Here is a 13010-nt window from a genome sequence, read left to right as displayed (position 1 = left end):
GTTCGCTGCGCTCCCGGACCGAGGCGGGACTCTGTCCCGCTACCAGGCTTTCGCTTCGCTCTAGCCTGGCCGGCGGGTCCGCTGCGCTCCCCCGCCTGACGGTCCTTCCGGCTGCGCCTCCAGAACCGCCTGGGCCCGCTGGCGCGGGCCGGGCTGGCTACCGGCCGGGGTTCTGGCAGCTGTCGTTGAGAAGTGACGTGGCTGTTTCAAGGGCGACTGTCAGATCCCCCATCTCCTCGACAGCGGCGATGAACTTGTCGAGCTGGGCCGGGGGTATCTGGTGTGCCAGGTCTTCCCTGAGCTGCGTGGTGTCGAAGTGGGCGTCCTGATCGTGCCCGTAGAGATCGGCCAGGAGTTCTTGGGGTGTGGGTTCCACGAGCATTCCTTCTGGTCGACCGCTGGCGGTGCGGGGCGCGTGACTCATATGCATCGGGTTCAGTCTACATCCTGCATCAGACTGATGCAGGATGTACTGTTGGCGAAAGCATGGGACATCCCAAAGTCCCCCGTTAACCTTCCCAGAATTTCGAGAGGTACGGCCGTAGACGACCGGTCACCACGAATCTATCGGACCTGATCCCGCGCTGAGTAGCGGTTCCATCCGATGGGTTGGCCAGTATCAGGCGGCGGGCGTCAGTGCCTGGCTCCGATTGTTCGCACTCCTGGAGGCGCAGGGCATGCCCGCGAGCGAGGCTGACGACCTGGTGGCCGTGCTGGAGGCCGGGGCGGTCGCCGGGGCGCAGTGCCAGGTGGTGGAGCTGGACGGCATGGCGCCGGCCTCTCGGGGCTCGCTGTTCGCGGACGGCTGGGACGAGGGCGTCAGGACCGTGAACGAGGCCCTGGTGGACATCGCGGACCGGGACTGGTCCCGGCGCGGCGGCCGGTCAGCCGGGGCCGCTGAACTGGCCGTACATATCACGGACGTGAGGCAGCGTGAACGGGCCGACCTGGAGCGCCTGGAGACGTACGTCCGGAAGACCGTGCTGCCGGGCACCCACCCGCACACCACGGCGCGGCGCCGGGTGCTGGAGGCGCTGGGCGAGGCCGGCGGTCTGTGCACCGCGCGGACGCGGAACGCGGACGGGGACGTCGTGGTCTGCACGCTCGATGCCGGGCACTACGACCTGGACGACAAGCCGCCCTTCAAGGACGGGAAGCCGGGCGGCTAGCACAAGGCGGATGCGTCGATCTGAAACGACCTCGGTGCGGCCTGCATTCCGCACGCGGCCATCTGAAATACCACGGGAATTCAAGCTTAGGGGAAGCAAGGAAATGTCAGCGATTCCGCTCAAGGAACACCAGGTAGATCAGCGCGCCGCGTTTCGCAGGTGGGTTGGATTTCCTGCAAGATCATCTGTGCCCCCGCAGGGTGCCCGTGCCACGATCGTGTCAGCGACCGGCTCGGGCAAGACGATCATGGCCGCCGCGTGCGCCTTGGAATCGTTCGCGGACGGCCGGATCCTCGTGACCGTCCCGACCCTGGATCTGCTCGTGCAGACCGCCCAGGCGTGGCGGGCGGTGGGTCACCGGGCCCCGATGTTCGCGGTGTGCTCGCTGGAGAACGACTCCGTGCTGAACTCGCTGGGGGTGCGCACCACCACCAACCCCATCCAGCTCGCCCTGTGGGCCGGGTCCGGACCGGTGGTCGTGTTCGCCACATACGCCTCGCTGGTGGACCGCGAGGACCCGGAGGACCCGACGGGCCGGCGGAAGGTTCGCGGGCCGCTGGAGGCCGCTCTGGCAGGTGGGGAGCGGCTCTACGGCCAGCGCATGGACGGCTTCGACCTCGCGATCGTGGACGAGGCCCACGGAACCGCCGGTGATCTTGGTCGTCCGTGGGCCGCGATCCATGACAATCAGCGGATCCCCGCCGACTTCCGGCTCTACCTGACCGCGACCCCGCGGATCCTCGCCGCTCCCCGGCCGCAGAAGGGCTCCGGCGGCCAGGAGGCGGAGCTCGCAACCATGGCCGACGACCCGAACGGGACCTACGGCGCGTGGATCGCGGAGCTCGGTCTGAGCGAGGCGATCGAGCGCGAGATCCTCGCCGGGTTCGAGATCGACGTCCTGGAGATCCGCGACCCCTCCCCGGTCCTCGGGGAGTCGGAGGAGGCGCGGCGCGGCCGGCGCCTGGCCCTGTTGCAGACCGCGCTCCTGGAGCACGCCGCCGCACACAACCTACGTACGGTCATGACGTTCCACCAGAAGGTCGAGGAAGCCGCCGCGTTCGCAAAGAAGCTGCCGGAGACCGCAGCCGAGCTGTACGTCAACGACGCCACCGACGACGACCTGGCCGCCGCCGACAAGCTCCCGAAGTCCTCCATCGACGCGGAGTTCTACGAACTCGAGGCTGGCCGTCACGTCCCGCCGGACCGGGTGTGGTCGGCGTGGCTGTGCGGTGACCACCTCGTCGCCGAGCGGCGCGAGGTCCTGCGCCAGTTCGCCAACGGCATCGACGCCGCGGGCCGGCGGGTGCACCGAGCGTTCCTCGCGAGCTGTCGCGTGCTCGGTGAGGGCGTCGACATCGTCGGCGAGCGAGGCGTCGAGGCGGTCTGCTTCGCCGACACCCGCGGCTCCCAGGTGGAAATCGTCCAGAACATCGGCCGGGCGCTGAGGCTCAACAAGGACGGCAGCACCAAGGTGGCCAGGATCATCGTGCCGGTGTTTCTGGAGCCGAACGAAGACCCGACCGACATGGTCGCCTCCGCCAGCTTCAAGCCGCTCGTGGCCGTCCTCCAGGGCCTGCGCTCGCACGATGAACGACTCGTCGAGCAACTGGCCTCGCGGGCGCTGACGAGCGGCAAGCGTAAGATTCACGTCCGGCGGGACGAAGAGGGACGGATCGTCGGCGCCGGCGGCGAAAAGGACGGGGAGCACCAGGAGGGTGGCACCGGCGCAGCTGCCGAAGCCGCCCTGCTCCACTTCTCCAGCCCGCGCGCCCCGGCGACCATCGCGGCCTTCCTGCGCACCCGGGTCTACCGGCCCGAGTCCCTGGTCTGGCTCGAGGGCTATCAAGCCCTGCTGCGGTGGCGCAGGGAGAACGAGATCACCGGTCTCTATGCCGTTCCGTATGACGTCGAGGTCGAGGTCGGGGCGACGAAGGCGTTTCCGCTTGGGCGGTGGGTGCATCAGCAGCGGAAGGCGCTGCGGACCGGGGAACTGGAGGAGCGGCGCAAGACGCTGCTGGACGCGCCGGGGGCCGGGATGGTGTGGGAGCCGGGCGAGGAGGCGTGGGAGAACAAGCTCGCCGCGCTCAGGTCCTACCGGCGGGCGACCGGGCACCTCGCACCGCGGCAGGACGCCGTGTGGGACGACCCGGCCGGCGGCGGCCCCGTGCCGATCGGGCAGCACATGGCCAACCTCCGCAGGAAAGGCGGCCTCGGAAAGGACCCGGAGCGGGCGGAGGAGCGCGCGGCGCAGCTGGCCGCGATCGACCCGGACTGGAACTGCCCCTGGCCACTGAACTGGCAGCGCCACTACCGCGTCCTCGCCCACCTCGCCGCCGACGAACCCGACGGCCTCCTGCCGGACATCGCACCCGGCGTCCTGTTCGAGGGCGACGATCTGGGCAAATGGCTCCAGCGACAACGCCGCAGCTGGACGGAGCTCTCCCAAGAGCAGCAGCAGCGGCTGTCGAAGCTGGGCGTACAGCGCAACCAGGCGCCGCCTCCCGCCCCGGAAGCCGCTGGCGCAGCGAGGGGGCCGAGCAAAGCCCAGATGGCATTCCAGCGGGGCCTTGCAGCCCTCACACAGTGGGTCGAGCGTGAAGGCGCCCACCGGCCCGTACCACGCGGCCACAGCGAGGAGATCACGGTCGATGGCCAGGAGGAGCCGGTGACCGTGAAACTCGGCGTATGGGTATCGAACACCAAATCGAGGAGGGGCCGGCTGGACGCCGACCAGCTCGACGCACTACGACAGCTCGGCATGGAGTGGGCATGAGGCGTACCAAATGCGTACGAAAGGCGCATCTACCGCGTACACCCGTACTTGCACAGCCACGTCAGGCGGCGTGGCCACCTGCGGTGAAGAGTTCTCATCCGTTCGGGTGAGCGGCGAGGATCGGAACATCTGCGCTTCCGCTCATGCACTTGGCTTCGGGTATGGAACCTGGCGGAGTTGTTGATGTGGATTCGGCGGGCGATCTCAAGGTGTCCGCCGCACCTGCGGTTACCGGCAGGGTCGACGCGTGCTTTCGCGATCTTCTGGGAAAGGCACATCGGGTTTCGTGGCTTGAGGCGGCGCAGGACGTCCCCTTTGAGGACTTTTCTGCGGTACGGCCTTTCCCCGTCCGGCCCGGGCGGCGTGTGGCTCCGGGCTGGTGGTGGTCGTCGACGACCGGGCGGCTGGTGGCGTACGGGTCCGGTGTCATGCGGACCGAGCTGATGCTGCTGGACCGGGAACCGGCGGTGGTGGCGCTGGCCTGCCGGCCGGTGGAGCTGGTGTGGCGTGAGGAGAACAGGGTCGTCGGTCATGCGCCGCAGCTGATGGCCAGGCTCCAGGACGGCAGCGGCCTGTTGCTCGACTGCGTCGGACGCAGCGGACCCTCTGCCCGGCTGGCGGCGCGGGCACGTGTTGTGGCGGCTGCCGCCAAGGCGGTGGGCTGGTCCTACCGGCTCGCGGGGCCGCCGGATCCGGTGCTGGTGGCCAATGTGCGGTGGCTAGCCGGTTACCGGCATCCCCGGTACGCCGCAGGGCCGTGGACGCCGGCTCTGGTGGAGGCGTTCGCCAGTCCGCGGCCGGCGGTGGAGGCGGTGTGTGAGCTGGGTGACCCGATCGCCGTATGGGCCGCGGTCTTTCACGCACTGTGGAGCGGCGTGCTGCGGGTACGGCTGGACGAACCGCTGCACGAGCGTGCCGTCGTCTCGGTCGCACGGCAGGAGGCCGAAGCGGCGTGACGCAGGCGGTTGTCGAGGTCGGGGCGCGCCTTCGCTACGACGGACGGGTATGGAGGCTCGCCGTGCTGGAAGGCGCCCGGGCCACGCTGGTGACCGACGAGGGCGCCTCGGCGGTCGTACTGCTGCCCTACCTGTTCGCCCATCCGTCCTTCGAGGTGGAAGGCGGACCAGTGCCGGGGAGGGTGCTGCCGTTCGGCCTGCTCCTGCTGGAGGCGCTGCCGGTGGAGGTGCGGGAGCGGGCTCTGGCGTGGCAGCGGCATGTGCGGGAGGTGGAGACCGGCTTCCCGGACTCGGTCGGGCAGGGCGTCCCGCGTGAGCAGTTCGATCCGGCGACGCGGAGCCTGGCGCAGCGGGAGCGGGCGAAGGCCGAGGAGTTGACGGCGGCGGGCTGGGCGGCGAGTGCGGCGACGGTGCGCCGGATGCGGGCGCGCTACCGCAGCGAGGGCTTGTGGGGGCTGGTGGACGGCCGGGCGGTGCGGGAGCGGTCGGCCCTGGGGCGGGCCGATGAGCGGGTGGTCGCGGCAGTCAGGAAGGTGCTGGAGGGACAGCGGGAGCGGTCGACGGGCACGCTGGTGCGGCTGCGCCGCCGGGTGGGGTGGCTGCTGGAGGAGGAGTGCGGCGCCGGGGCGGTGGCCCTGCCGCCGGCGTCGACGTTCAACCGGCTGGTGCACGCGGTGGCCGACGGACAGGGGCTGCTGGGGACAGCGGCGCAGCGGCGGTGGCATGCGTCGCGGCCGGCACCTCCGTTCACGCCGACGGTGGCACTGCGGCCGGGCGAGCTGGTGATGCTGGACAGCACGCCGCTGGATGTCCTGGCGGTGCTGGACGACGGTGTGACCGGCCGTCTTGAACTGTGTATCGCGCTGGACGTGGCGACGCGCAGCATCTGCGCGGCGGTGGTGCGTCCGGTGGGCACGACGTCGGTGGACGCGGCGATGCTGCTGGCGCAGATGGTGGTGCCGACGGCGATGCGGCCGGGCTGGGACGAGGCGCTATCCATGCAGCGATCCGTCATCCCGTATGAGCGGCTGATCGCGTTGGACGCTCGGCTGGAGCAGGCGGCTGCACGGCCGGTGATCATGCCGGAGACGGTGATCGTGGACCAGGGCCGGGTGTATGTGTCGGCGTCGTTCGTCTCGGCGTGCGAGAGCCTGGGGGTGTCGGTGCAGCCGGTGCCGCCGGCGAACGGCCCGGCGAAGGGGAACGTGGAACGAACCTTTCGCGCCATCGCCGACGGGTTCAGCCAGTACCTGCCGGGCCACACCGGCTCGGACGTCTCCCAGCGGGGCGCGGCCGCGGAGCAGGATGCCTGCTGGAGCCTGGCGCAGCTTCAGGAACTGCTGGACGAGTGGGTCATCTGCGGGTGGCAGGAGCGCCGGCACGAGGCGCTGCGGCACCCGATGATGCCGCAGGTCGCTATCTCACCGAACGAGATGTGGGCAGCTTTGGTGGCGGTGACCGGGCACGTGCCCGTGCCGTTGTCCGCCGACGACTACGTTGAGCTGCTGCCCTTGCGGTGGCTGGCGATCAACGACTACGGCGTCCGCTTCGGCTACCGCACCTACGACCACCCCGGCCTCAACCCCTACCGGCGCCGCCGCTCACCGCAGGAGGACAAGAACGGACGGTGGGAGGTCCACCACAACCCCTACGATCCGAACCGGGTGTGGGTGCGCCTGTCCGAGGGATGGTTGGAGGTGCCGTGGGTCCACGCGGAGGCGGTACGGCGCCCCTTCACCGCGTTCACCTTCGACTACGTCCGCCGCACCGTGGAACGCCGCGAGGGCCGCGAAGAACACGAGGCGGCGATCGCCCAGGCGCTGGATGCGCTGCTGCGCCGTGCCAGCCAGGGACTGGGCAGCAGACGAGAGCGGACGGTAGCCGCCCGGGCCCAGGCGGCCGCGCAGATGACCGACCCGTCCCCTGCCACCGCCCCGCAGCAGTGCCCTGCGCCTCTGGCGCCGGGGGCCTCGTTCGGGCTGCCTGGCTCCTTCACCGTCCCGCTTGAAGACGGCGACCGCTGGGACACCGACGACAGCCTGGACGACATCGAGGACGACCCGGACGGCGAGGACTACCTTCTCGCCGCCCTCGCCGACGGCCAGGACGCCGCGGCAAAACACGCGGATGAGGCCGAAGCGTCCGAGTCGACGGCCGGAACGGACCGGGACCAGGCCGCAGGGCAGACGCTGAACGCCGCCGGGGCGGGCGGCATGCTCATCTACGACCCGTACCAGGAGGCCCAGGCATGGTGACAGCGGCCCAGCCCGCCACCACGAGCGCTTTCAGCCCGCTGACCACGTGGGACGGGTGGCAGCAGTTCGTCGACACACCCCACGCCCCGGCACGGAACGCCGGCGACCAGGAGTGGACGCTGGAGCAGCGGGAGGACTACCACGCACGGTTCGTGGTGCTGAAGACCCCCGCCATGGACACCATCTCCACCGCGGTCCGCCGTCTGCTGCTGCTCAACCGCGGCCAGCAGGGCGGAGCTCGGCGCGGCCTGATCATCTCCGGGCCGGCGACCACCGGGAAGACCACCGCGATGCAGCAGCTCGGGCGCACCGTCGAACTCGCCGACCGGCGCCGCCACCCGAACCGGGACGGGCGGCTGCCGGTCCTGTTCATCACCGTGCCGCCGTCCTCCACCCCAAAAATGCTCATCAGCGAGTTCGCCCGCTTCCTGGGCCTGCCGACGCTGGAGCGGATGAACCAGATCCAGATCACCAACGCCGTGTGCGAGCTGCTCTGCGAGATGGGCACCCAGCTGGTCCTGGTCGACGACGTGCACCTGATGGACACCCGCAGCCGGGCCGGCGCCGAGACCTCCGACCAGCTGAAGTACCTCGGCGAACGGATCCCGGCGACGTTCGTCTACTCCGGCATCGACGTCGAAGCCTCGCCACTGCTGACCGGCGTGCGCGGCTCCCAGCTCGCCGGCCGCTTCAAGATCGTGCGCAACCAGCCGCTGCGCTACGGCAGCGCGGACAAGCAGGTCTGGAATGCCCTGGTGAACGGCATGGACAGCGCGCTGCGGCTGCGCCAGCACCGGCCCGGCACGCTGGTCACACACGCCGCCTACCTGCACGCCCGCACTGGCGGACGCATGGGCAGCCTCTCCCACCTCATCCGCGAAGCCGCCCTGGTATCCCTGCTGGACGGCACCGAAAAGATCACCAAGAAGCTGCTCGAGCAGATCGAGCTCGACACCGCCGCCGAACAACGGGCCCGAGCACCCAGGCGCTACCGGATGCCCACGCAACGCCAGCCCTGACCGGCGGCGTCTGCCTCAACCGACCGCACCGATCCACCGTTCGGCCACGGCTCGGATGCCAGCACATCCGTGCCCGCCAGGAAACGACCTCTACTCCCTGATGCACGACTTTCTTCCACCACAGCCGCAGCCGCCGCGTAGGCTGCGGCACGACCGGGGCCAGCACGGCTCGCGCCGCTGCAGGGCGAGACGAACCTTTCGTACCTGGACCGGCTGGCCGACCGCTACCGGCTCGGCGTCAGAGACCTCGTCCCCGCGCTGCTGCAGGTCGGCGGAGGTCTGTTCAAGGGCTACCGCCCGGACGGCGAGGTCTACCTCAACGCCGAAGCCCGCGCCCGTGTCTGCATGTTCAGCCGCGTGCCCGAGGAGATCCTTCAGCGTGCCCTGCCTGCCTGGACCGCCCAGGAACCTCTTTCGCCGGACGGGGCGGGCACGGCCGGGCGGTTCCGCTTCGGCTCCGTGGTCCCGGCTGCGGGGGAAGGCTGCTGGCTGTGCACAGCCGCACGCACCGGACGGGCCAAACCCGCACGGCTGTACTTACAGCCGCACACCCGGGTCTGCCCGCGCCACCGACGCTGGATGCTCGGCACCCACTGGATCGGCGGCTCACCGGCCGGCACCGAGCAGATCGACCTAACGGGGCTGCCGGAGATGATCACGGCACACCGGCGACACCTGAGTCTGCTGCGCCACCGGCCGGACGGCGTTCGTGCGTTCGAGGTCGCACATGCCGTGGCCGTCTCCTGGTGGGCACAGCAATGGCCTGAGGACGAGCAGTGGCCGCGCCGGGCACTGCAGCTCGCGCCCCCAGGCACCGATCCCGGCTGGTGGCGACTGCTGGCCAGGGACGCGGTCACCTACCCGGAGACGGTTGCCCTCGCCTCTACTCTCGTTGACGAAGGCTTCAGGCGGCGACTGCTCGCCGAGAGCCGCGGCCACCTGCCGCACACCCTTGCGGACACACCCGCTCTGGTCAGCGAGCTGGCCCAGATCACCAACCGGGACTGGCTGCCCGAGAAGATCGCTTCGACCTCAGCCGGGCCCCTGCTGGTATGGGTGCACAACTGCGTGCGGTCCCCTGATGGAGCAGACGCCGCCGATCGTTTGTGGACGCTGCACATGGCACACCGGCCCCGGCCCATCACCCGGGAACTGCAGGCCTACCGCAACGGCAGTAAGCCGGAGGCGGTGGGAGGCAGCCCGTCGCGGGGCCGCGGCCTGCGGCTCACCCCCGAACAGGCATTTTATACCGGTCTGGCCCACGCCCGCGCCTACGCTGCCCTTCACGGCCACCTCGCGGCTCCGATCGGCGAGCGGTTCAACGGCTTCGCGCTGGGCCGGTGGCTGTCGAACCACCGGAAATCCCCCGCGGTACCGCCCGAACACGTCACGGAACTCGAGGCGCTGGACCCGTGGTGGCGGCCGCCTTGGACGGTGATGTGGCAACGCACCTACTACGAAGCCCGCGACCATGCCCGCGCACGGGGCGGCCTGCGGCCCGAGCGCGGCTTCCCCACCACCAACTTCGGTCTGGGTGAATGGCTGCACATGCAGTGCACCGGCTATGCCGACCTGCACCCCGCGCAGCAGCGTCTGCTGTCTGACATCGGCCTCACTCCCGAGGCCGTACGGGCGGCCCAGCCTCGCCGCAAGCACATGGCCACCCACTTCGAACGCACCCTCGCAGGTGCACGCGCCTTTGCCCGCACCCACGGCACGCTGGTGACCGCGACCGCCGACACCGTCCAGGACGGATCCAAGCTAGGGCAGTGGCTGGCCAACCAGCGCAGCAAAGACCGGGCCTACCAGCTGCGTCATGGCGCTCCCTCACCCCGAGCACTAGCACTGTCGGCAATCGACCCCTGGTGGAACCCGCCCTGGGCCCTGAAGTGGCAGCGCTCCTGGCACCAGGCACACACCCACATCGCAGACGGTCACGTCCTGGACGCCGCGGCCGGATTCCCCGGCACCAGCCGCGCACTCGCCAGGTGGCTGACCAACCAGTGCGCCCAGTACGACACACTCCAGCCCGACCAGCAGGACCTGCTCACCCGGATCGGGCTGAGCGCGGTCCGGGCCCGCGGCGCGGCCGCACGGCCCGCCGAACGCGAAGCCGACTTCGCCGTCGGACTCGGCTACGCACGTTCCTATCACTCCACACACGGCACTCTCGCCGCCGCGATCAGCACCGTCCACGACGGGTTCGAGCTGGGGCGGTGGCTGCGCCGGCAACGCCAGCACGCCCGAACAGATGCCGACACGGGCGCGCCTCAGTGCGCCGCGGCGAAGGCGCTGACCGCGGTCGATCCGTGGTGGTGTCCGCCCTGGAGCCTGGCGTGGCAACGCGCCTGGCAGCACATCCACCATCAGGTCCAGGCCGGCCACCAGCCAGACGCCATGCACGAGTTCCGCAGCTTCGCCCCAGACGAGCGGGCCTGGCTACGCTGGCAGATCAGGCACTACGCCGACCTGCATCCCGGCCAGCAGCGCCTCCTGGCCGACATCGGCTTCACCGAGGAGAGCACCCGCACCCGGCCCGTCACCCCGTATGCCGAGACCGCACTCGAGCACGCCCGCAGCTACACAGCCGCGCACGGCAGTCTGGCAACGCCGTACTGCGCCGTCCACGACGGCTTCCCCCTGGGATCCTGGCTCGCCCGACAACGTCTTCTGGCCCATAACGCGAACACCCCATACGCCGTTCACCGCGCACTGACCATGATCGACCCCTGGTGGAACCCACCCTGGCCCATGCGCTGGCAGCGCGCCTACCACCACGCCCGCACCACACCCATCAGCTCCACCACCCATTCCTGGGCATCCGCTCAACGCGCCGCCTGGCGCCGACTACACCCGCAACAGCACACGCTCCTCACACGCATCGGCATCACCCCGGAAAACCGCACCAGCACACAGCGCCGCAAAGCGACCCGCCCCTACCCGCCAAGCCCCGGCCTGGCCCACGCCCGCGCCTGGGCCAAGGAGACCGGCAACCTCTGCGTCCCCAAAAGCACGCACCATGAGGGCTTTCCTCTCGGGACATGGCTGATCCAACAACGCCGCAAAGCCGGCCAACGCCGCTTCTCCCCCACAACCCTGCACGCCCTCGACACCATCGACCCCTGGTGGAACCCACCCTGGCCCTACCACTGGCACCGCACCTACCACCAAGCCCACACATGCCACCGCACCGGCCAGCCCTACCCGCCACGCATCACCACATGGATCCACACCCAACACCGCAACACGCCTGCACCCCCAGCAACAACACCTCCTCAACACCATCGGAATTCACCCCGGGTAGAACCGACCACATCACTGCTGTCACACTTGTGTTCGATTACTGTGACGTTCTGGACTGGCAACATCAGAATCGGGAGACTGTGGCCATGACGTCCTCCGCGCATGAGGCATCTGCGTCAGCCCTGGGCTACATCTTCCAGGCGCAGCTCGCCCTCCTTGAGCTGCTGCGAGGACAAGAGGATCACCCGGACGGGGCGATCAGCCTGGAGCTCCACGACGACGTTGCGTGGGAAGAAGACGGTCGGCCCGTTGAACTCCTGCAGGTCAAACACCACATCCGCAGTGTGCGGTCGCTCGGCGACAAGGACGACGACGTGTGGCGGACTATCCAGTCCTGGATGGACACCCACGCTCCTGGCGACGAGTACGGCCCCATGCTGACCCTGGTCACTACACAGGAGGCCCGGCCGGGTACGGCTATGGCCGCGCTCAAGGCACCCAATCCAGCCCCCGCACAGGCCCTTGACCTACTCATCGCCGCCGCGCAGGAGTCCAAGGCCAAGGACACGAAGGACGCACGGGCAGCTTTCCTGGCCCTTCAGCCGGCGCAGCGTGCCGTCTTTGTTCAGCGGATGAGGGTCATCGACGGTTCGCCGTCCATCGACGACCTTGACGCGCAGGTACGGGTGAAGCTCAGGGCCGCGCTTCCCGACGGGCACGCCGACTCCTTCATGCGGCAGCTGTGGGCGTGGTGGTACGAGCAGACGGTGGACATGCTGCAGAAGCGGCACACCAGCGTCTCCGTGACCCGGCTGATGCAGCGCATCAGCCGCATCCGCGACGACTACACCTCGGACAGACTGCCCACGCTGGTGGACCGTGAGGACTTCCCGCGGGAGGCCGAGACGGAGCTGGCCGATGCCTGCTTCGTCCACCAGTTGCGCTGGGTGGGCGCCAGCCGCCAGTTGAACAAGGCGATGGTGGACTACTACCGCGCCTACACCCAGACCGTGGCCTGGCTCGAAGACGACCTGGTGGACCTCGACGAGCTGGAACGGTTCGAAGGCAACCTCGCCGACGAGTGGCAGCGGGAGTTCGACTGGATGCTCGACGACCTGGGTGAAGATGCCACCGACCGGGAGCAGGAGCAGGCCGGCAAGGCGCTGCTGCGCAAAACCCTGGACCAGACCCGGTACCGAATCCGTGAGGCGTACGACGAGGCGTTCTTCTCCCGGGGCAAGCACCATGAACTGGCCGACCGCGGACGGGTCGGATGGCACCCCGACTTCGAGGCACGGGTGAAGAACCTGATCAGGGCCGCCCGTGCCTAGCTGGAGCCAGCGCCCGCAAGCCAGCGCCGCCTTCCTCAACCCTGCCCTCGTCGCCGCCGTCGCCGCCACCGCGGCACGCGACTACGAGCGGGAAGCCTCCGGCAGGCTGATGCCGTGGCCGATGGCCTTCGTCGTGGCCCCGCTCGTCCTGCACCGGCCCACGCGGCGAGCGCTGCCCACCTCGACGCGCACCCATCTGACGAACTGGGTGGCGGACCACCCGGCACTCGTCGCAGGCCTTGCCGCGCGCAGCACCTCACTGAC

The 13010-nt window shown here is 69.8% G+C and carries 10 protein-coding genes; 8 read left to right on the top strand and 2 right to left on the bottom strand.

Annotation, left to right across the window (positions count from 1 at the left end; genetic code table 11):
* Positions 1-157: 157 nt before the first annotated feature.
* Entirely contained in the window at positions 158-376 is a 219-nt protein-coding gene (locus tag J116_RS28035) for a hypothetical protein (RefSeq protein WP_023591444.1), read from the bottom strand.
* Between the two features lie 301 nt (positions 377-677).
* Between J116_RS28035 and J116_RS28030 the strand changes: the two genes are divergently transcribed.
* The 6 genes from J116_RS28030 (at position 678) to J116_RS28005 (ending at position 11565) form a co-directional block, all read left to right on the top strand.
* Entirely contained in the window at positions 678-1169 is a 492-nt protein-coding gene (locus tag J116_RS28030) for a hypothetical protein (RefSeq protein ID WP_051204074.1), read from the top strand.
* A gap of 103 nt (positions 1170-1272) precedes the next feature.
* Complete coding sequence (locus J116_RS28025; protein ID WP_023591443.1) at positions 1273-3942, top strand: DEAD/DEAH box helicase; 2670 nt, start codon at positions 1273-1275, stop codon at positions 3940-3942.
* A 185-nt stretch (positions 3943-4127) separates the two neighbouring features.
* Positions 4128-4898, top strand: a complete 771-nt coding sequence (locus J116_RS28020) for a TnsA-like heteromeric transposase endonuclease subunit (protein ID WP_023591442.1) — start codon at positions 4128-4130, stop codon at positions 4896-4898.
* Positions 4895-7153, top strand: a complete 2259-nt coding sequence (locus tag J116_RS28015) for a DDE-type integrase/transposase/recombinase (protein WP_023591441.1) — start codon at positions 4895-4897, stop codon at positions 7151-7153. Before J116_RS28020 ends, J116_RS28015 begins: the two co-directional genes overlap by 4 nt.
* Entirely contained in the window at positions 7147-8172 is a 1026-nt protein-coding gene (locus J116_RS28010; protein ID WP_023591440.1) for a TniB family NTP-binding protein, read from the top strand. Before J116_RS28015 ends, J116_RS28010 begins: the two co-directional genes overlap by 7 nt.
* Positions 8173-8529: 357 nt before the next feature.
* Complete coding sequence (locus J116_RS28005) at positions 8530-11565, top strand: helicase associated domain-containing protein (protein ID WP_235617478.1); 3036 nt, start codon at positions 8530-8532, stop codon at positions 11563-11565.
* A 26-nt stretch (positions 11566-11591) separates the two neighbouring features.
* Here the strand turns inward: J116_RS28005 and J116_RS31155 are convergent, their stop codons facing one another.
* Positions 11592-11750 (bottom strand): hypothetical protein, encoded by a 159-nt coding sequence (locus tag J116_RS31155; protein ID WP_235617477.1) that lies wholly within the window; start codon positions 11748-11750, stop codon positions 11592-11594.
* Between the two features lie 63 nt (positions 11751-11813).
* Between J116_RS31155 and J116_RS28000 the strand changes: the two genes are divergently transcribed.
* Together J116_RS28000 and J116_RS27995 are read left to right on the top strand one after the other, a co-directional pair.
* A complete protein-coding gene (locus J116_RS28000; protein ID WP_235617476.1) occupies positions 11814-12746 on the top strand; it encodes an ABC-three component system protein in 933 nt (310 codons plus the stop codon).
* Positions 12739-13010: three component ABC system middle component (locus J116_RS27995; protein WP_023591438.1), on the top strand; the 272-nt coding region annotated here is incomplete at its 3' end. The genes J116_RS28000 and J116_RS27995, both read left to right, overlap by 8 nt.

The organism is Streptomyces thermolilacinus SPC6 (genome assembly GCF_000478605.2).
Classification (GTDB): domain Bacteria; phylum Actinomycetota; class Actinomycetes; order Streptomycetales; family Streptomycetaceae; genus Streptomyces; species Streptomyces thermolilacinus.
Note: the sequence above shows the minus strand (reverse complement) of the source record. Positions and strands in the feature narration are given on the sequence as shown.